19 protein-coding genes and 2 tRNA genes are annotated in these 19788 nt (G+C 65.2%); 16 read left to right on the forward strand and 5 right to left on the reverse strand.

Going from position 1 to position 19788, the window contains the following annotated elements; genetic code table 11:
* Nucleotides 1-96: 96 nt before the first annotated feature.
* Together WJT74_RS08795 and WJT74_RS08800 are read left to right on the forward strand one after the other, a co-directional pair.
* Nucleotides 97-1053, forward strand: coding sequence for a hypothetical protein (locus WJT74_RS08795; protein ID WP_343343815.1), 957 nt, complete (start codon nucleotides 97-99; stop codon nucleotides 1051-1053).
* A 195-nt stretch (nucleotides 1054-1248) separates the two neighbouring features.
* Complete coding sequence (locus WJT74_RS08800; RefSeq protein ID WP_343343817.1) at nucleotides 1249-2166, forward strand: hypothetical protein; 918 nt, start codon at nucleotides 1249-1251, stop codon at nucleotides 2164-2166.
* Between the two features lie 63 nt (nucleotides 2167-2229).
* Here WJT74_RS08800 and WJT74_RS08805 read toward each other — a convergent pair whose 3' ends face one another.
* The 3 genes from WJT74_RS08805 to WJT74_RS08815 are packed head-to-tail and all read right to left on the reverse strand — an operon-like array spanning nucleotide 2230 to nucleotide 6032.
* Nucleotides 2230-3576: a TldD/PmbA family protein gene (locus WJT74_RS08805; RefSeq protein WP_343343819.1), complete on the reverse strand. Its 1347-nt coding sequence runs from the start codon at nucleotides 3574-3576 to the stop codon at nucleotides 2230-2232.
* Between the two features lie 17 nt (nucleotides 3577-3593).
* Nucleotides 3594-4493, reverse strand: a complete 900-nt coding sequence (ubiA, locus tag WJT74_RS08810) for a 4-hydroxybenzoate octaprenyltransferase (RefSeq protein ID WP_343343822.1) — start codon at nucleotides 4491-4493, stop codon at nucleotides 3594-3596.
* Nucleotides 4494-4532: 39 nt separating this feature from the next.
* Nucleotides 4533-6032 carry a phospholipase D-like domain-containing protein gene (locus WJT74_RS08815; protein WP_343343825.1) on the reverse strand — a complete coding sequence of 500 codons (1500 nt, stop codon included), beginning with the start codon at nucleotides 6030-6032 and terminating at the stop codon, nucleotides 4533-4535.
* Nucleotides 6033-6088: 56 nt separating this feature from the next.
* Here WJT74_RS08815 and WJT74_RS08820 point away from each other — a divergent pair, with 56 nt between their 5' ends.
* From WJT74_RS08820 to WJT74_RS08835, 4 genes are read left to right on the forward strand one after another with little or no spacing between them, the layout of a single operon-like run.
* Nucleotides 6089-6829 carry a 16S rRNA (uracil(1498)-N(3))-methyltransferase gene (locus tag WJT74_RS08820; protein WP_343343827.1) on the forward strand — a complete coding sequence of 247 codons (741 nt, stop codon included), beginning with the start codon at nucleotides 6089-6091 and terminating at the stop codon, nucleotides 6827-6829.
* Nucleotides 6830-6869: 40 nt separating this feature from the next.
* Nucleotides 6870-8240, forward strand: coding sequence for a glutamate--cysteine ligase (locus WJT74_RS08825; RefSeq protein WP_343343829.1), 1371 nt, complete (start codon nucleotides 6870-6872; stop codon nucleotides 8238-8240).
* A gap of 8 nt (nucleotides 8241-8248) precedes the next feature.
* The gene (gene pip, locus WJT74_RS08830) at nucleotides 8249-9199 is read left to right on the forward strand and encodes a prolyl aminopeptidase (protein ID WP_343343831.1); all 951 of its coding nucleotides are present in this window, start codon (nucleotides 8249-8251) and stop codon (nucleotides 9197-9199) included.
* Entirely contained in the window at nucleotides 9196-9537 is a 342-nt protein-coding gene (locus WJT74_RS08835; RefSeq protein ID WP_343343833.1) for a hypothetical protein, read from the forward strand. Before pip ends, WJT74_RS08835 begins: the two co-directional genes overlap by 4 nt.
* Nucleotides 9538-9547: 10 nt before the next feature.
* On the opposite strand, the gene ligD is transcribed toward WJT74_RS08835, so the two are convergent.
* Nucleotides 9548-11335: a DNA ligase D gene (gene ligD, locus WJT74_RS08840; protein WP_343343835.1), complete on the reverse strand. Its 1788-nt coding sequence runs from the start codon at nucleotides 11333-11335 to the stop codon at nucleotides 9548-9550.
* A complete protein-coding gene (locus WJT74_RS08845; RefSeq protein WP_343343837.1) occupies nucleotides 11332-12171 on the reverse strand; it encodes a Ku protein in 840 nt (279 codons plus the stop codon). Before WJT74_RS08845 ends, ligD begins: the two co-directional genes overlap by 4 nt.
* A gap of 100 nt (nucleotides 12172-12271) precedes the next feature.
* Between WJT74_RS08845 and WJT74_RS08850 the strand changes: the two genes are divergently transcribed.
* The 10 genes from WJT74_RS08850 to pstA all read left to right on the forward strand — a co-directional run bounded on the left by WJT74_RS08850 (nucleotide 12272) and on the right by pstA (nucleotide 19722).
* A tRNA-Gly gene (locus WJT74_RS08850) sits at nucleotides 12272-12345 on the forward strand.
* Nucleotides 12346-12406: 61 nt separating this feature from the next.
* Nucleotides 12407-13030 (forward strand): phosphatase PAP2 family protein, encoded by a 624-nt coding sequence (locus tag WJT74_RS08855; protein WP_343343839.1) that lies wholly within the window; start codon nucleotides 12407-12409, stop codon nucleotides 13028-13030.
* A 49-nt stretch (nucleotides 13031-13079) separates the two neighbouring features.
* Nucleotides 13080-13165: transfer RNA gene (locus WJT74_RS08860), tRNA-Tyr, on the forward strand.
* A gap of 197 nt (nucleotides 13166-13362) precedes the next feature.
* A complete protein-coding gene (locus WJT74_RS08865; RefSeq protein WP_343343841.1) occupies nucleotides 13363-13926 on the forward strand; it encodes a helix-turn-helix transcriptional regulator in 564 nt (187 codons plus the stop codon).
* Nucleotides 13927-13976: 50 nt separating this feature from the next.
* Nucleotides 13977-14321 (forward strand): hypothetical protein, encoded by a 345-nt coding sequence (locus tag WJT74_RS08870; RefSeq protein ID WP_343343843.1) that lies wholly within the window; start codon nucleotides 13977-13979, stop codon nucleotides 14319-14321.
* A 62-nt stretch (nucleotides 14322-14383) separates the two neighbouring features.
* Nucleotides 14384-14818 carry a hypothetical protein gene (locus WJT74_RS08875; RefSeq protein ID WP_343343846.1) on the forward strand — a complete coding sequence of 145 codons (435 nt, stop codon included), beginning with the start codon at nucleotides 14384-14386 and terminating at the stop codon, nucleotides 14816-14818.
* Nucleotides 14819-14877: 59 nt separating this feature from the next.
* Nucleotides 14878-15882 carry a sensor histidine kinase gene (locus tag WJT74_RS08880; protein WP_343343849.1) on the forward strand — a complete coding sequence of 335 codons (1005 nt, stop codon included), beginning with the start codon at nucleotides 14878-14880 and terminating at the stop codon, nucleotides 15880-15882.
* A gap of 133 nt (nucleotides 15883-16015) precedes the next feature.
* The gene (locus tag WJT74_RS08885; protein ID WP_343343851.1) at nucleotides 16016-17047 is read left to right on the forward strand and encodes a substrate-binding domain-containing protein; all 1032 of its coding nucleotides are present in this window, start codon (nucleotides 16016-16018) and stop codon (nucleotides 17045-17047) included.
* Nucleotides 17048-17096: 49 nt separating this feature from the next.
* On the forward strand, nucleotides 17097-18464 hold the full coding sequence (gene pstC, locus WJT74_RS08890; RefSeq protein WP_432215240.1) for a phosphate ABC transporter permease subunit PstC: 1368 nt from the start codon (nucleotides 17097-17099) through the stop codon (nucleotides 18462-18464).
* On the forward strand, nucleotides 18457-19722 hold the full coding sequence (pstA, locus tag WJT74_RS08895; RefSeq protein WP_343343854.1) for a phosphate ABC transporter permease PstA: 1266 nt from the start codon (nucleotides 18457-18459) through the stop codon (nucleotides 19720-19722). Before pstC ends, pstA begins: the two co-directional genes overlap by 8 nt.
* Nucleotides 19723-19788 lie beyond the last annotated feature (66 nt).

The following is a 19788-nucleotide window of genomic DNA, read 5'->3' on the forward strand; positions in this document are numbered from 1 at the left end:
GTATTTTATCGAATTTTAACAGTCATTTAAATCATTGTTCAGTTTTCTCCCCTCTTATAGGTTCCTTCACGATCACGACGGGGAGTGCGGGACGCGATGAGACGGATGGTGCTGGGACTGGCGGTCGCGGGGCTGGCGATGACGGGCGCCGCCAACGCGGGCGTCGGGCATCAGTGGGGCGACCTTCACTGGGGCCAGCGCGGAACCGCGCCCACCATTCCCATCCGTTACGCCTTTTCCGACCGGAGCGCCGACGATTGGCTGCCGGTCTATCGGACGGGCGAGCGGAACGCCTTCGCCAAGTGGAACGACGATCCGCGATCGCCGCTGATCCTCGTCGATCGCGGCCCGGCGCGTGAGAAGGATAGTGCCATCTGCGACGCCGATGCGGGCGAAGTGCTGGTCTGCGCGCATGAATACGGGACAGCGGAAGGCTGGACCGGCATCGCCGAAATCTTCATCAGCGGTTCGCGCATCAGCAGCGGCACAGCCAAGATGAACGACAGTTTCTTCGCTTATCAGGACGCCTACGACCGCCCCGGCCGGCGTGAATTCACCATGTGCCACGAACTGGGCCACACCTTCGGCCTGGCGCATCTGGACGAGGATTTCTTCAATCCCAACCTGGGCAGTTGCATGGACTATACCGCGGACGTGTTCGGACTGCCCGACAATCGCGATCCGGGGCATGTCGATTGGGCAGTATTGACCAGTTCGTTGATGTACGGCGCCCCGACCGTGACGAGCGACCGGCCGAGCGCTTCGGACCGGTTCAGGGTCCCCGATCCCTCGCGCGAACGCGGCACGTTGGTGGCAAGCGGGCGATACGGGGCAAGCCGAGCCGTTCCTTCGGAGCGCGAACTCCAGCGGAGCCGCTTCGGCGGCGTCCTCGGCTACGACGCACACGGTCGTCCCAATTCGTTCGTGCGGGACCTGCGCGGCGGGCAGAAGATCACTTTCGTCATGTGGGCGGACGGCTATCGTCCCGAAGGGACACGGCGCGACAAGGCGCTTCCTGCGACGGTCCGCGAAATCTCCGATCCGGCGCGCTAGCGAAACACGGCCGCCTGCTCACCTATTGGTGGCCGATCGGCAACAGTTGGCCGTTAATTCAAAGCGTTAATCCATGTCGCACGTCCTGTTCGTTGACATGACACATTCGTGACGATCTCCTGAACACATCGTCCGGGGGGTGTTTCGCGCAGTGTGTCCGCCCCGACCCGGAGAAGGGACAAGGGGAACGACAAGATGCGTAAATTGATGGCGATGGCGGCGGGGGCCGCGACGCTGGCGGCGGGGGCCGCGGTAGCGGGAACGGGTCACCAGTGGGGCGATTATCACTGGGGCAATGTCGGGGAATCGCCGACCCTCAACCTGCGCCACAAATTCTCGAGCGCAACCAAGTCGAAATGGCTCCCGCTGTATCTGACGAACGGCGAGAATGCGTTCGACGAATGGAACGGCGATCCGCAGTCGCCGCTGGTGATGAACGATCTTGGCGAGGACAATACGAAGGACAGCGCGACGTGCGATCCGCGCGCGGGCGAGATCCTCGTCTGTTCGGACGAATATGGCTCGAACACCGGTTGGGTCGGAATCGCGCAGATCTGGCCGTCGGGCACGCGCATCACGCGCGCCAACGCCAAGATGAACGACAGCTTCTACGAATACGACCCCTTCTACAACACGGCCTCGCAGCGCGAGTTCGTGATGTGCCACGAAGTCGGCCACACCTTCGGACTGGGTCACCTCGACGAGGCGTTCAACAATACAAACCTCGGCAGCTGCATGGACTATACCGCCAATGTCATGGGCCCGCCCGACAATAGCGATCCGGGCCAAGTCGACTGGGATGTCCTCAATTCCAGCACGATGTACGGCGCCGGTGGCGGTGGCGGCACGACCGACCCCGACCCCCAGCCGTGCAAGGGCCGCGGCTGTAATGGCGGCGGCGGCGGCGGCGGCAAGGGCAAGAAGCTCGACGGACTCGTCGCCTCGCCCAACGCGTCGGAGCGCGGGCTCGAGCGCGGCCGGTTCGGCGGCATCCTCAGCTACGATGCCGAAGGTCGCCCCAACGCCTTCGTGAAGGATCTTCGTGGCGGCAAGCGCATCACCTTCGTGATGTGGGCGAAGAACTATCGCCCCGAAGGGTCGAAGCGCCGCTAGCGTCTCGTTCGATCATGGAAAGGAGGCGTCGGGAGCGATCCCGGCGCCTTCTTTCGTTGGCGATCAGCTTCCCGCCACCGTCATTTCGGGCACCAGCAGACTGGGGCTGTCGACGCCCTTGCGAAATTCGAGATCGCTACCCGGTTCGAGCGTCGCGAACATGTCGGCGAGGTTGGCGGCGACGGTCGCGCCGCTGACGGGACCCACGATCTCGCCATTCTCCACGAGGAAGCCCGATGCGCCGCGCGAATAGTCGCCGGTCACCGTATTCACGCCCTGCCCGATTAGTTCGGTGACGATCATCAATCGCGGCGCGCTGGCGATCAGCTCGTCGCGGCTACGCGATCCGGCATGGATCCAGAAGTTGGACGGTCCCGCCCCCGGCGATCCGCCGGGTCCACGAATGGCATGGCCCGTCGGTTCGATACCGAGCTGGCGTGCCGCGTCGCTCGCCGCGAACCAGCTCTTGAGGATTCCGTCCTCGACGATATCCATCTTGCGAACCGCGACGCCTTCGCCATCGAACGGATGACTGCGCTTGCCGCCGACCCGCAACGGATCGTCGGTGATCCTCACGCCGGGCGCGAAGATGCGCTCCCCCATCCGCGACTGGAGGAAACTGGACCGCCGGGCCACCGCGCTACCCGACAGAGCGGCGGAAAGGTGCGAAAGAAGGCTCGTTGCCACCCGCGGATCGAACAGCACCGCCATGCGCCCGCCCTTGAACGCGACCGGGTCGAGACGCGCGACGGCCCGCGATCCCGCCTTTCGGCCGATCGTTTCGGGGTCGTCGAGTTCGGCGCGGCGGCGGGCCGAATGGGTGGCATAGTCGCGCTCCATCCCCGCGCCCTCGCCCGCGATCACGGCGACCGAACAGCCCAGCCCCGAACCGCTGTAGGCATGGGCGAACCCGTCGCTGGTCGCGAGCGCGAAGACGTTCTGCTGCGCGCTGGCGCTGGCGCCCGAACTGTTGGTCACGCCCGCAACCCCGAGCGCCGCGCCCTCGGCCGCCAGCGCCATGGCGCGCAGATCCTCGGGTGGGTGCTCCTCGCCCCCGTCGAGGTCGAGATCCGGTCCCTCGCCCTTCAGCAGCCGATCCTTCGGCGCGAGGCCCGCATACCGGTCCTCACCAGCCGCGCGTGCCATCGCGATCGCCCGTTCGGCGAGATCGGCCAGCGCCTCGGGCGCGAGGTCGGACCCTGACACGCTCGCCATCCGCTGCCCGATCATCACGCGCAGGCCGAGCTTCTCGCCCTCCGAACGGCTGACGTCCTCCAGCGCGCCCTTGCGCACCTCGACCTGCGAGGATGCCTGAGCGACCAGCGCGGCGTCGGCGACGTCGGCGCCGGCATGAAGAGCTTTTTCGACCGCCTGCGCGACGGTATCGATGGCTTGGGTGGGACTTCTCATGGACCCGAGCTAGGGCGTCACAGGCTGCGCGACAAGCCGACGGTCAGGCAGGCGAGCGCCACCAGCAGACCCGTCCACCGGTTGGCGCGGAACTGGCGCAGCGCACCGGCGCCGTCGGCGGGGTCCACCCGCACCAGTTGCGCCCCGAGGTGCAGCGCGGCGGGAAGCAGCGTCAGCGGCGCGAACGGCGTCGGCTTCACCTGCCACAGCGCCAGCGCCCACAGGGCCATCGCCGCGAAATAGCAGGCCCCGACCCCGAACTGCGCATCTTCGCCCAATGCGCGCGCGGAAGACCGGACCCCTACCAGCGCATCGTCCTCGACGTCCTGGATCGCATAGATCGTGTCGTAGCCGATGACCCAGAACACGCATCCGCCCCATAGCAACAGCCCCGGGAGCGTGAGGTCGCCCCACACCGCGGTCCAGCCGACCAGCGCCCCCCACGAGAAGACCAGCCCCAACCACGCCTGCGGCCACCAGGTGATGCGCTTCATGTAGGGGTAAGCGGCGACGAGCAGCAGGCTGGCGAGCGCGACCAGCTGCGCGGCCAGCGGAAGTTGCAGCAGAACGAGAAGTCCGATGGCGAGCAGAGCGGCGATGAGGCCCCACGCCTGGCGGACATTCAGCGCGCCGCTGGCGAGGGGTCGATGCCGGGTGCGCTCGACCTTGGCATCGAGATCGCGATCGACGAGGTCGTTGTAGGCGCAGCCCGCCGACCGCATCGCGAAGGCGCCCAGCAGGAACCAGCCGAACAGCTCCCAATGTCCCTCGACCCCCGCCAATGCGACGCCCATCGCGCAGGGCCAATAGAGCAGCCACGTGCCCACCGGCCGATCCAGCCGCATCAACGCCGCGTAGGGGCGCCAGCGCGGCGGAAGCCGGGCGATCAGGCCGCTGCGTTCGGTATCGGGGACCATGTCCATGCGATGCGGGATGCGCCGAGCCGCGGCGCCGCGTCAATCCTTGCGCGAAAAGCGTTTCCGGATCGACTTGCGGCGCTGGCGCCATCGCTGGCGGAGAGTCTTGCGGGCGAAGGGTTCGAACATCTCCTCGGTGGATTCGGGATCGCCCAGTTCATGTTCGGAGATGAATTCCTCGATATCGCCCAGATCGCGCTTTTCCAGAAGGTCGAGTGTCTTGCCTTCACCGCGCAACGCCTCGATCGTCGCGATCAGTCCGCGGCCCTCGGCCTCCTGCTTCGCCACCGCATCCTTGTCGACGCCGAGATGCTCGGCCATCAGATCGTGGCGGATGTCGCGGATCGTGTCCTCGTGACCCCGGTCGGCATTCTGCGGCAAACCGCAATCGATCGTCACGTCGCATTCGCTGTCGAGCCCCATCGAGCGATTGTTGAGGTTGGACGAACCGATACGGACCAGCCGATCGTCGACGATCGACAATTTGGCATGGACGTAGATGTCGGTGTCGGCGCCGTTCACGGGCACGTAAATCCGGAAATTCTCTCCGTCCTTCGACTTCGAGATCGTCTCCATCAGCCGTTGACGGGTGCCGTCCATCGCTTTCGATTCGAGGAAGCCGTCCCCGGTGCGCGGCATCACCAGGACGATTTCGGGCGGGTCGTCCTCGGCCAACCTCGCGCAGATGGCGGCAGCGATCTTGGACGAGGTGAAATACTGGTTTTCGATATAGAGGAAGCGTTCGCATCGCTCGATCATGTCGATATAGAGCGCCTCGTTTTCCTGCAGCTCGGTAACGTCGCGCCAGCACGCCCGCGTGCGGCTGATCGCGATATCGACGTCACGGAACATCGGTTCGCATTTTTCGGGCCAGTAACCCTCCCCATCGCGTCCGAGCTTGTCGATCTCGTTGTGAGTGGCGACCTGCCAGCGCTCGCGCCCCAGATCGGCCAGTGCTCCCGCCACGGGGCCGCGCATGATCATCGTGATGTCGTGCCACGGGTCGTAGGGCTTTCCGTTCGGGGTCTTGCGCGTCGGATCGTCGGGCTCGTGGTCGCGGGTGTCCCAACGTCGCATCGCGATGTCGATCCCCCCGCAGGCCGCGAAGGTCTCGTCGAGGATGACGATCTTCTGGTGGTGGCTGCACCCGGCCGGATGCGAGCTGTCGAATTTTAGATTGATCGGCCGCGCGATCCACCAGCGAAACAGCCAATAGGCGGCGCGCACGGACAGGAATTGCTTGAGCGCGCCGAAATTCCACTTGAGGATGTCGATGGACCGCGACGGCTTCTCGCGCGCCATTTCGAGGAAGAAGTGACCGAGGCTGGAATGATACTGGCCGTCCTCGTTGGGGACGAGGCTGATGCGCGTGTCGAAATCCCAGCCGACGATGAAGATGCGATGTTCCGCCTCGGACATCGCCTCGGCGATCAGCCGATAATAGTCGGCCGCGTCGATGACGACGCGCGCGTCATGCGCCCGCTCGATCCGCCAGACGTTCTGGCCGACCGCTACGATAGGTTGCAGTTCCTCGCTCACCTGTGACTAAAGTCACGGGCTTCCCGCCCGTTCCATCGCGCGCTAGTCGAAGGTCCATGCCCGCCACCCCCGCCTGGCCGCCTGCAAGTCTGCCGCGCCTCTATGTCGATGCGCCGATGGACGCGAACGCGGAGGTCGCGCTCGACAAGGCGCAGGCCCATTATGTCGTGACCGTGATGCGGCGAGGCGTCGGCGACGCGCTTCTCCTGTTCAACGGGCGCCAGGGCGAATGGCAGGGCGAACTCGTCGAGGTCGCGAAGAAGCGCGCCACCGTGCGCCTGTCGGAGCAGACGAAGCCACAGGAAACGCCCACCGGCCTCACCCTCGCTTTCGCTCCCATCAAGAAAGCCGCGATCGACATGCTCGTCGAAAAGGCGGTGGAACTGGGCGTCGACGTGTTGCAACCGGTGCTGACGCAGCGGACCAACGCGGCGCGCATCGGGGCCGAGCGGATCGAGAGGAATGTCATCGAGGCCGCCGAACAATGCGGCCGCACCGCGCTGGCCGAATTGCGGGCGCCGGTGCGCCTCGCCAGATGGCTGATCGAGCGCGAACGGCATCCTCTCTACTTCGCCGACGAAGCGGGCGGGGCGTCCGCCCTCGGCAGCTACGCACCCCCGCCCGCGACCATCCTGATCGGTCCCGAAGGCGGTTTCACCGACGAGGAACGGGCGATGGTCCGCGCGGAAGAAGGCGCGGTCGCCATCTCGCTCGGCCCCCGCATCCTGCGCGCGGAAACGGCAGCGCTGGCGGCGGTCGCGACCTATATGGCGGGTGCCGGCGACTGGTCCCGCTAGTGGCTGGTCGAAACCTATTTCACGGTTTAGGGCGAACATCATGACTACGCGCACCGACCTTTCCGAGAGCCCCACCATCGAGAGCCGCGACGATCTGATCGCAGTCTTTTCGGGCGGGGAGAAGCCCAAGGACGACTGGCGTATCGGGACCGAGCACGAGAAATTCGTCTATCGCACCGACGACCACCGCGCGCCGAGTTGGGAGGAGGAAGGCGGCATCCGCGACCTCCTGACCGCGCTCACCGAATTCGGATGGCAGCCCGTTATCGAGAATGGGAAGATCATCGCGCTGATGGGCGAGGACGGCACCATCAGCCTCGAACCCTCGGGACAGTTCGAACTGTCGGGTGCGCCGCTCGAGCATCTTCACCAGACCTGCAACGAGGCGGGGCGGCACCTGCAGCAATGCAAGGCGGTCGGCGAAAAGCTGGGCGTCGGATTCCTCGGGCTAGGCATGTGGCCCGACAAGGCGCGAAGCGACCTCAGCTGGATGCCCAAGGCGCGCTACGGAATCATGCGCAACTACATGCCGCGGGTCGGCAGTCTCGGGCTCGACATGATGCTGCGCACCTGCACGATCCAGGTGAACCTCGACTATGCGTCCGAAGCCGACATGGTGAAGAAATTCCGCGTCGGCCTTGCGCTGCAGCCGGTGGCGACCGCGCTGTTCGCCAATTCCCCCTTCACGGAGGGCAAGCCCAATGGCTTCCTTTCCTTCCGCAGTCACATCTGGACCGACACCGATGCCGACCGCACCGGCATGCTGCCTTTCGTGTTCGAAGAGGGGTTCGGCTACGAACGCTGGTGCGACTATGCGCTCGACGTGCCGATGTATTTCGTCTTCCGCGACGGCGTCTATCACGATGTCGCGGGCCAGAGTTTCCGCGATTTCCTGAACGGCGAGCTACCGGGGCTGGAAGGCGAGCTGCCGACGCGGGCGGACTGGACCGACCATCTGTCGACAATCTTCCCCGAGGTGCGCCTCAAGAGCTTCCTCGAGATGCGCGGTGCCGACGGTGGACCGTGGAACCGCATCTGCGCGCTTCCTGCTCTATGGGTCGGGCTGCTCTACGACCAAGGCGCGCTCGACGCGGCGTGGGACCGGGTGAAGGACTGGACGCTCGAAGAACGGGAAGCCTTCCGCAACGACGTGGCGAAGCACGGTCTGCGCACCCGGGTTCCGGGGGGCGGCACGATCCAGGAACTGGGCGAACAGGTGGTCGACATCGCGGCGGGCGGCCTGTCGGCGCGGGGTAGGCTCGGCCAGTCGGGCGACAATGAAACCGGCTTCCTCGATCCGCTGCGCGAGATCCTCGCTCGCAAGGCCTCGCCCGCCGACCAGATGCTGGAAGCCTATCACGGTCGATGGAACGGATCGGTCGCGCCAGTGTATGACGAACAGAGTTTCTAGGAGAGAAGATGACCGACCGCCGAACGCTTTACGACACGCCCGAACCCTACGAGAGCGGCATGTTCGACGTGTCGGACGGCCACTCGCTCTATTACGAGCGCGTCGGCACGAAGGGAGCGAAGCCGGCGGTCTTCCTGCATGGCGGTCCGGGCGGCGGTTTCGGAGAGGCCCATCGCGGTCAGTGGAATCCGGACAAGTACGATGTCGTTCTGTTCGAACAGCGCGGCTGCGGGCGCTCGACCCCACAATACAGCCTCGAAGACAATACGACGCAGAAGCTGATCGAGGATATCGAGAAGCTGCGCGACCATCATGGCGCCGACAAATGGCAGGTGTTCGGGGGAAGCTGGGGCTCGACCCTAAGCCTCGCCTATGCCGAGGCGCATCCCGACCGCGTCAGCGAACTGATCCTGCGCGGCATCTTCCTGTCCGAAGACTACGAATACAAATGGCTGTTCGAATATGGCGCCAGCGAAATCTATCCGGAAGAATATGAGCGGTTCCTCTCGGTCCTTCCCGAAGGGGAGCGCGACGATCCGATCAACGCCTTCAACCGCATCCTGACCGGTGACGACGAAGACAGGAAGCTGGAAGCCGCGAAGCACTGGTCGCGCTGGGAAGCGGTGACCGTCACCGTGCTGCCCGACGAAAAGGTGATGAGCCATATGCAGGACGCGCATCAGGCGCTGGCCATGGCCCGCATCGAAACCCATTACATGCGCCACGGCTGCTTCCTCGACGACGGTCAGCTGATCGCGAACGTCGATCGCATCCGCGACATTCCGGGCGTCATCGTCCAGGGCCGGCACGACAGTTGCACCCCGCCGCGCTCGGCCTGGCGACTGAAGCAGGCATGGCCCGAGGTCGACCTGCAGATCGTCGACGACGGCGGACACAATTACGCCGAGCCCGGGATCCTAGACGGCCTGATCCGCGCCACCGACCGGTTCGCAGAATGAATGCGGCGGTCGGAGCGGCGGTGACAGGCGGCGCTGTCGCGGCGGCGATCGCCGCGCGGCAGAATGCGATGCTGGCCGAACTGAAGGAAAAAGGCGCGGTCAGCGCCGACAAGGCAATCCGCTACGATCCTCCCAAGAAAGGTGACGACAAGATCTTCGCGGGCCTCGTGAACCGGGATCTTGTCGGCACGGTGGGCGAAGACCGCTTCTTCCTCACCGAAAAAGGACTGGCGAAGGGCACGACTGCGAACACGTCGGGCGGCGCATGGGTGCTGTTCCTGTTGGCGACGGCGATGATCGTCGCGTCGGTCGTGGCGCTCATCGTGGTGCTCGACTGACGAAGCGCGCCTACAGGTCCGGCAACGGCTGGTCGGCCCGGCCCCACTCCTTCATCCGGTCTCCCCGCCGCAAGAGTTCCTCCAGATCAGCGACACTCCAACGATCGCCGCTCGCGCTCTTCGCCAGTTCGTCCCACGTCACCGGCGCCGCCACCGGCGCCCCTGCCCGCGCGCGGGCGCTATAGGGCATCACCGCGGTCGCGCCGCGTTGATTGCGCAGCCAGTCGAGGAAGATCTTTCCGCCCCGCTTGTTCTTCCGGATGTTGGCGGTGAAGCGATCGGGACTGTCCTGTGCCAGCGCGCGGGCGAAGCGTTCGGCGAAACTCTTGACCGCCTCCCAGTCTGCGCTCCGGTCCAGCGGCGCGACCACATGCACGCCTTTGCCGCCCGTCAGCAGCGGCCAACTGTCCAATCCCATTTTCTTCAACACGTCCCGCACGTGAGTGGCGGCGTCGCGAACGGTAGCGAAGTCCAGCCCCTCGTCGGGATCGAGATCGAATACCAGCCGGTCGGGCATCTCGAGCGCTTCGTTCGAACTCCCCCAGCCGTGAAATTCGATCGTGCCCATCTGGGCGCACTGGACCAGCCCCTTCGCATCTTCGACCCACAGATAGTCCTCGGCCTTTCCCTTCGTATCCTCGATCGCGATGCCGTGGACCGCATCGCCCAGAGCTTCGGGACCGTGTTTCTGGAAGAAGCATTGCTTGGCGCGCCCCTGCGGACAGCGGACGAGGGTGACCGGGCGCTTGCCGACCTGATCGAGCAGCAGCGGCGCGATCGCGGCGTAATAGTCCGCAAGCTGGCCCTTGGTCACACCCGCTTCGGGAAAGATGCAGCGGTCGGCGCTGCTGATCTTGACGCCGACCGTCTCGGCGGTCGGCAACGCGACCTCGCGCTTCACCGTCGCGGCGGGCTTGTCGGCGCGTAGTCCGAGATAGCTGGGATGCCGCAGCGTGCCCGACGACGTGAACTCGGCAAAGGCGATTTCCGCGACCAGCTTGGGCGTGACCCAGTGCGCCCCTTTCGCATCGGACTTCGGCACGTCGGCGGGCGGTGTCTTGCGCTCGATCCGTTCGAGTTTGGCCTTCAGCTCGACCATCATGTCGTGGGTGAAACCCGTTCCCACCTTGCCCGCGTAGCGAAGCTCTCCGCCCTCGTTCACTGCCAGCAGGAGCGAGCGGAACGGCCGTGCCCTCTTGTCGCTTTCCACCCAGCCGACGATGACGAATTCCTGCCGGTTCACGCACTTGATCTTGAGCCAGGCGCGGCTGCGCTTGTGGCGATAGGGCGCCCCGCTCTGCTTGGCGATGATCCCTTCGCCCCCCTCGCCGCAGACGCGATCGAGCATCGCCTCGCCCGCGCCCTCGACATGATCGGCGTAGAAGAGCGGCGCCTTTGCCTTCGACATGAGTTTGGCGAGCCGGTCTTTCCGCTCGCGATTGGGAAGCGCGGTCACATCCTCGCCCGCGTCCACGATCAGGTCGAAGGCGAAGAAGCTCACCCCCTTCGCCCCCTCGTCCTTCACCGCCCGCTGCAGCGCGCCGAAATCGGGCTTCCCGTCCTTCCCCAGAACGACCGCCTCGCCGTCGATCAGGCAGTCCTTAGGGTATTGGTTCTCGGCGGCCTCGAGCAGCATGGCGAACCGGTCGCTCCAGTCCTTGCCGTTGCGTGTCCACGCCTTGCCCGCTCCCGTGTCGAGCAACAGCCGATATCCGTCATACTTATATTCGTAGAGCCACTCGCCGCGTGTCGGAACGGCGTCGGCCAGCGTCGCCAGCTGCGGCTTGCGAAAGCTCACGAGGCCTTTTTCTTGGGTGCGGCCTTCTTCTTCGAATTCTTCTTGTCGGCCTCGAGCGATTTCTTGAGCGCCGCCATAAGGTCGACGACATTGTCCCCCGTCGAAGGCGGCTCATCGAGTGTCGCGTCGCCGATCTGCCGCTTGCCCTTCGATTTCACCTTCGCATCGATGAGATCGCGCAACGCCTCGACATAGCGGTTCTCGAACTGGCTGGCATCGAACGGCGCGGTCTTCTTGTCGATCAGGCTGGTGGCAAGCTCGAGCAGATCGTCGTCGGGCTTGTCGTCGCCGATCTCGCGGAAGAAGCCTTCCGCCTTGCGCAATTCGTCCTCGTAGCGGAGCGTTTCCAGCACCAGTCCGCGCCCGCACGGCTTGACGCTCACCACATATTCGCGGCCGCGCATCGCCAACTGCCCGATCCCGACCTTCTTCGACTTCTTCAATGCCTCGCGCAGCACGACGAAGGCATCCTCGGCCAGCTCGTCCTCGGGCACCACGAAATAGGGCTTTTCGAAATAAATCGCGTCGATCTCGCCCCTCTCGACGAACTGGATCAGCTCGAGCGTCCGCTTGCTCTCCAGCTTCACCGCCTCGATCTCCTCGGGTTCGAGGAGGACATATTCGCCCTTGTCGATCTCGTATCCCTTGACGATTTCGTCGCGGTCGACGGGCCCGATGCCCGGCACGACCTTTTCGTAGCGTACGCGCTGTCCCGAAGGTTCGTGAACCTGATGGAAGCTGACGCTCGCCCCCGACTTGGTGGCGGGATACAGTTCGACGGGGATCGAGACGAGCGCGAGACGAATCTGGCCTTTCCAGCTGGCACGGGCGGGCATGGCGGATTTCCTTTCGCATGTCTGAAAGCACCGCCATCGCCAACCGTTCCCGATTGACCCTGACGCCTCCGATTGGCTAGAGGCTGCGGTTCGCTCCTGGGCGGGTATAGTTCAACGGTAGAACACTAGCCTTCCAAGCTAGATATACGGGTTCGATTCCCGTTACCCGCTCCACCTTTTTCCTTCCCGTCGTCCGACCCGAGGCACGTTCGCATCCGTGCGGCGTTAGCCCCCCATGACAGAGCGCTCCCAGAAACTCGACGAAGCCAAGCGCGATGCCGGGTGGCTCGAACGGCTCGATCTCGACATCGTCAAGGTGACCGAGCCGTACGGCGATCACCCCGCCATCGAGGCGATCGGCACGGCGAGCGAGTTGGCGGACCAACCGCCGCTGATCACCGCCTCGTTGGTGGCCTGCGGCATCGGGCTCGCGGCGAAGGACCGGCGCCTCGCCAGAACCGGAGCACGGATGCTCGCCTCGCACGCGTTGGCGACGGGCATGAAGACGCTCATCAAGAACAATTTCGACCGTCCGCGTCCCGACAAGGTCGAGCGAGAGGGCGAGCATCAGGTCGAGGAGGGCACGAGCGAGGACGGCGAGAAGCGATCGCTTCCTTCGGGTCACAGCGCAGGCGCCTTCGCCGTGGCGAGAGCGGTCGCGCGCGACTATCCGGGTGCCAGCATTCCCGCCCATACCCTCGCCGGAACCGCGGCGCTCGTCCAAGTCCCGCGCAAGGCCCATTTCCTGAGCGACGTCGTCATCGGCACGGCCATCGGATTCGCCGCCGAAGCCATCGTGTCCGGCATTTTCAGAAAGCTCGAACACGAGCGTGACGAGGATCGCTCGCCACCATGTTGACAGTGCGCGCATCAGCGGCCATTTGGCGCGCCTGCCTTTGCATCTGTGTGGACAGGTGGCCGAGTGGTTAAAGGCAGCAGACTGTAAATCTGCCCGCGCAAGCGTACGCTGGTTCGAATCCAGCCCTGTCCACCATTCCCTTCTGGCTACCGAACTCTCCGCCAACCGATTTCATCGTCGATGCGTGACGGATGTGCGGGGTCGCCTTTCCCGGCACGACGCGGTCGTGAATCGCGTGGATTGGTATTTTCCGGCAATAGCGACTAGACCCGAGTCTCTTACAAGACGTTCGGTCGAGCCGGATCGTGACCAGAATGATACAGGACCCCCTCATGGCCTCCACGGGCACCCCTTCTGAGTCGCACCGCGCGGTCGAGCGGTTGAGCGACGGTCAGAAGGAAGTGCTGCGTCTGGTCGCGGCTCATCACAACTCCAAGGAAATCGCGTCGATTCTCGACATTTCGCCGCACACCGTGGACCAGCGGGTACGCCAGTCGCTGTCGATCCTCGGCGTGTCGCGCCGCCAGCAGGCTGCCCGCCTCCTCGCCGAAGCGGAGGCGGCGCCCGGCGAAGACCCTTATCAACGGCTGATACATCAATCGCCGCACATGGCCGAATCCCTGATTCCCGCCGAAACCGACGAGGCGATCGGCCATGAGATTCGGCACGCCGGTCGCGCAGGGAGTTCCGGCGCCGAGGCGTCCATATCCGAGCGAGATGTCGAGGAACGCCGGTTCTCCCTGCCACTGCCGTTTGCCACGCGGGATCGTCCGCACAACGAAATGGGGGTCGCGGCCCGACTGGGCTGGATCGTCCTGATCGCGATCGGGGCATCGTTCAGCGCAGGCATGTACATGGCCGGCCTCGAAAGCCTCTCGCGTTTTCTGGGCGGCTGACCCACCTTTCCGTCGCTGCGATGGCCCCGCGCATGAAGGGAGTTTCATCCATGCGTAAACAAGCCATCCAGTCCGCTGCCCGCGACGTTGCCGCCCAGTTGCGCACCCTTGAGGAATCGATCGACGCGACGCTGGAAGAACTGGCGCTGCTCCAGTCGACCATGTTGCAGGCCCGATCGACAGCCCGCGTCGGTCCGCACATCGGACAGCAGGCACTCGCCGAGGTTGCGGGCGCCCTCTCGAACATCGTCGCCGGTCGCGGCCAGATCGCCGAAGCCCATGCCTATCTGAAGGGCGCAAGCCAGATGGTGCCGGGCGCGCGCGAACTAGGCTATGGCGACGTCGCCGAAACGCCCGATCCCAAGGGGATGGATACGCTGCGCATCGTCGCCTAATATCCTGCAGGCGGGCGGGTGATCCCATCGGCCCCGCCCGCCTTCATCCACGAAAGCGATCGATGCTTCCGGCCACCGTCTACTTCGCCTTTCTCGCCATCGTCTGCGCGTATGCGCTGTGGCGCGGCGGCGTGGAGGAACGCGTCGTAGCCGTGACGTCGATCGCGGCCAGCCTTTTCACCCTGTTCGTCATCCCGCCTAAGGACGTCCGCTACGACCAGATCGAATGGGGAGTTATGGCGATCGATCTCGTCGTTCTGGTCATCTATGTCGGTCTTGCGCTCCGGTCGCGACGCTTCTGGCCTTTGTGGGTGGCGGGCATTCAGCTGACCACGAGTTTCGCCCATGCGGTGAAGGCGATGAATTTCGACCTTCTTCCGTCCGCCTATGCGGTCGCCGCGCAATTCTGGGTCTATCCCATTCTCATTATCCTGCTGATCGCCACGATCCGCCGCCGCCCTCCCGAGCCGTCGCCCGCCGGAACCGCGCCGGCCTGATTGCGCCCGTCGGCGCATTGTGACTGGTCCATCACGGGGTCGCGCCGTAAAAGGCGCGCATGCTGAACCCGCTCTCGGCCGCGCTTCTCGATGCGCTCGCGGACCCTACCGTCCTCGTTCAGTCCGGGCGGCTGGTCGCCATCAATCACGCCGCGCGCGACAAGCTGGGGCTGCGGCTCGCCAACGCAGACATTCGGCTGGCCATCCGCCATCCCCAGGTGCTCGACGCCATTCGCGGCGGCGTCGACGTCACGCTCGACGTCGAGGGGATCGGGCGCGCGGACCAGCCGTGGCGCGTCCACGTCACCGCCATCGACGAGGATTTCGTGATGGTCCGCATGATCGACCGCGCCGCCGAGCGGGCCGCAGACCGGATGCGGGTCGATTTCGTCGCCAATGCGAGCCATGAACTGCGCACGCCCCTGGCCGGTATCCTCGGCTACGCGGAGACGCTTTCGGAGGAAGGCGCAATCGACGATAGCGTCAGACGCCGCTTCGCCACCACGATCGAGAGCGAGGCACGACGGATGCTGAGGATCGTCGAGGATCTGATGGGCCTGTCGCGGATCGAGGCCGATCGCTTCATCGTCCCGCGCCAGAAGATCGACCTGGGAGCGCTTGTGCGCGACGCGGTCGCGGAAAGCCAGACGCTCGCCGCCAGCCGCGACTGCCGCATCGACACCCAGATCGAGGAGGATCTTCCCCCCATTCGCGGCGACGAAGCGCAGTTGATGCAGGTCGTCGACAATCTGATCGGCAACGCCATCCGCTACGGCTGCAGCGAGGGATGCGATTCGGTCGTCGTCGCGCTGACCCGTTCGGGCCGCGACCGCCTGCGCCTCCGGGTTGCGGACCGGGGACCGGGCATCGCGCCGGAACATCTCCCCCGGCTGACCGAGCGATTCTATCGAGTTGATGCCGCACGCAGTCGCGAAGGCGGCGGTACGGGCCTTGGCCTGGCGATCGTCAAGCATATCGCCGAACGGCATCGCGGCACGCTCAACATCGCCTCTGCGGTGGGGACCGGTACCAGCGTCACGGTCGACATCCCGATCGCGCGCTGAAAGCTTTTCCGATCATCGGGGAGCGAGTCATCATACTGTCACCCCGTCGTCACAAGGCTCTTCGGGAAGGCTCGCTACGGCACGCCGCGAACGGCGCCGGGATTGGGGGCGCCTGCAAACTAAGGACGAGACGATGAAAAAGATGCTGATGGCGGCGGGCTTCGCCGCGCTTCTCACGGGTTGCGGTGGCGGCGGGGGCGACCCGGCCGCGGGCAATATCGAAATCGTCGGTTCCTCGACGGTCTATCCGTTCACGACCGCGGTGGCCGAACAGTTCGAACGCGCCAATCCGGGCACCAGCGTGATCGTCGAATCGACGGGTACGGGTTCGGGCATGAAGCTCTTCTGCGAGGGCCTCGGCAGCGACTTTCCCGATGTCGTCAATGCCTCGCGCCGGATGAAGCAGAGCGAATATGAACAGTGCCTCGAAGCGGGTGTCGACAACGTCGTCGAACTGGCGATCGGTATCGACGGTCTGACGCTCATCCAGGGCGCCGACGAGGAAGCCTTCTCGCTCACCACGGCTCAGGTCTACGAGGCGCTGGCGGCCAACCCCTATGGCGGCGAACAGACGGCCGAGAACTGGTCCGACATCGACCCCTCGCTGCCCGACCGCCCGATCCTCGTTTACGGTCCGCCTCCGACGAGCGGCACGCGCGATAGCTTCGCCGAACTCATCCTCGCCGACGGCTGCGATTCGAACCCCGAGATGCAGGCGCTGAAGGAAGAGGACGAAGACCGTCACACGCAGGTCTGCACCAAGATCCGCGAAGACGGCGTCTATGTCGAAGCGGGCGAAAACGACAATCTGCTGGTGCAGAAGGTCAGCCAGGAAGCGGGTGCCGTCGGCATCCTCGGCTTCAGCTTCCTCGAGGAAAATCAGGACCGCGTCTCGGCCATCACGCTCAACGGCGTCATGCCCGATGCGGACAATATCTCCAGCCTCGAATATGTCGGTGCGCGCCTTCTCTACATCTACGTGAAGGGCCAGCACGTTACCGCCAAGCCGGCGCTGCGCGAGTTCATCACCGCCTACAAGAACGCCTGGCAGCCCGAAGGCCGCCTCGCTCGTGCCGGGCTCGTCCCGCTCAACGAGGCAGGCCGCGCCGAAGCGGATGCGGCGGCGGACAGCCTGACGCCGGTCACCCCGGGCGCGCTCGACTAGGGCCGAGCCGAGTTTTGCGAGCAATCTGGCCCATCCGATGAACCTGTCGATCGCCGCGATCGCCATCGTCCTGCTCTGTCTGGCAGCGGCGTGGTTCGCCTGGTCCCGCGCGCGCAACCTGCGCCGCGGCGGCCAGCGGCTGCACAGCCTGCCGACCTATCATGGCGCCTACGTCTTCCTCTGGGGGGCGATCCCCGCGCTGCTCCTTCTCTTCGTCTGGAGCATCGTTCAGGACGGGCTCGTCAGCCAAGCCCTGCTCGCCAGCCCGCAGGGCCAGGCGCTGCCCGACTTCGACTTGGCGCGGCAGGCGATCGTCAACGAAGCCCGCGCCATCGCGGAGGGCTACCGAACCACCGGCCTTTACGAGGAATCTGCTGAACTCGCGCCCGTGTATGCCGCCGCAGTCCAGCGCTACAGCCTGATCGGGATCGCCGTGTCGCTCTTTGCGATGGCGGTCGGCCTTTTCCTCGCCATGCGCCGGATCGGAGTGAACTTCCGCGCGCGCACCGGCGTGGAACGCTGGACGATGGTGCTGCTCGTCGTCGCCTCGATGATCGCCATCTTCACGACGCTCGGCATCGTTCTCTCGCTGCTGTTCGAGACGATCCGCTTCTTCAATCTCGTCAGTCCCACCGAATTCCTGTTCGGCACCCAATGGTCGCCGCAGACCGCGATCCGCGCCGATCAGGCGGGAAGCTCGGGCGCCTTCGGTTCGATCCCCCTCTTCTGGGGCACGGTCTTCATCGGCGCGATCATCGCCATGCTGGTCGCGATCCCGCTGGGACTGATGAGCGCCATCTTCCTGACCAACTACGCCCACGCCCGCGTGCGCGCTTGGCTGAAGCCCATTCTCGAAATCCTCGCCGGCGTGCCGACCGTGGTCTACGGCTATTTCGCCGCCATCACCGTGGCCCCCGCGATCCGCGACCTCGGTGTGTCGCTCGGCATTCCCTCCACCGCCGAGAGCGCGCTGGCGGCGGGTCTGGTCATGGGCATCATGATCATCCCGTTCGTTTCCTCGATGGCCGACGACAGCATTGCCGCGGTCCCGCAGGCTATGAACGACGGCAGCCTCGCGCTGGGCGCGACGCGGTCCGAAACCGTCAAACGCGTGGTCATCCCCGCTGCCCTGCCCGGCATCGTTGGCGGCATCCTGCTGGCCGTCAGTCGCGCGATCGGGGAGACGATGATCGTCGTCATGGCCGCGGGCCTGGCCGCGAACCTCACCGCCAATCCCTTCGCCAGCGTCACCACCGTCACTGCACAGATCGTGGCGCTGCTGACCGGCGATCAGGAATTCGACAGCGCCAAGACTCTCGCCGCGTTCGCGTTGGGCTTCGTCCTGTTCTTCATCACGCTCATCCTCAACCTCTACGCCCTCCGGGTCGTGCGGAAATATCGAGAGGCTTATGAATAACGCCGCCCCGATCTCGCCCGCTGGAAAGTGGAAGAGCGATTCGATGCAGAAGCGCGTCCGGGCGCGCTATGCGGCCGAGCGGCGCTTCCGTTTGTTCGGACTGGCCGCCGTCGGCCTGTCCGTGGCCTTTCTCGCCTTCCTGCTGGTGACGATGGTCGCCAACGGCGCCTCGGGCTTCTTCAGGACCGAAGCCCCCGTGACGATCGACTTCGACGAAGCCGGCGTGATGCTGGATGCGCAGTCGCTGGAGGGGCGCAACGCGCGCAATGCCATCGCCGGCGCGAACCTCGATCGCGTCGTCCGCGAGGCCGCGGTGGCGCAATATGGCGAAGAGGGAGCGAATGTATTCGGACAGGCCGCGACCATCGAACTGACCCAGCGCCTCCTCGACGATCCCACCATTCTGAGCGAGGGCGGGACCTTCACGCTGCCCGTGGCCTCCGATCTCGATCTGGCGGTCAAGGGCGACGGCCGTGCCGAGGCCGAGGCCTTGCAGCAGATCGTCGAACGAAACGCAGGGTTCGAACGCAGCTTCTCTTGGACCTTCCTCACCGCGAGCGACAGCACCGATCCCTCCGCGGTCGGCATCTGGGGCGCTCTGAAGGGCAGTTTCTTCACCATCATCGTGACGATGGCGCTGGCCTTTCCGATCGGCGTTCTGTCGGCCGTCTATCTCGAGGAATTCGCGTCGCGAAATCGCTGGACGGACATGGTCGAGGTCTCGATCAACAATCTCGCGGCGGTACCCTCGATCATCTTCGGTCTCCTCGGACTGGCGGTCTTTCTCAACGTGATGGACATGCCCCGTTCCGCACCGATCGTCGGCGGGCTGACGCTGGCGCTGATGACCATGCCCGTTATCGTCATCGCCGGACGCAACGCCATCAAGGCGGTCCCGCCTTCGATCCGCGATGCGGCGCTCGGCGTCGGCGCGTCCAAGATGCAGGTCGTGTTCCACCACGTCCTGCCGCTCGCGCTGCCCGGCATCCTGACGGGGACGATCATCGGCATGGCCCGCGCGCTGGGCGAAACCGCCCCGTTGCTGCTCATCGGCATGCGCGCCTTCATCGCCTCGCCGCCCGACGGGTTCACCGACAAGGCGACCGTGCTGCCGATGCAGATCTTCCTGTGGTCGGACGAGGTCGATCGCGGTTTCGTCGAGAAGACGAGCGCGGCGATCATCGTGCTGCTTCTCTTCATGCTGGCGATGAACGCGCTGGCCATTTATCTTCGCAACAAATTCGAACGCCGCTGGTAGGATGCCTCCCATGACCGATCACGACATGTCCGAAGCGCCCGACCCGGTGTCGGCCGCGCTCGACGA

Origin of the sequence: Sphingomicrobium sp. XHP0239, from assembly GCF_039555325.1 — a bacterium.
Classification (GTDB): domain Bacteria; phylum Pseudomonadota; class Alphaproteobacteria; order Sphingomonadales; family Sphingomonadaceae; genus Sphingomicrobium; species Sphingomicrobium maritimum.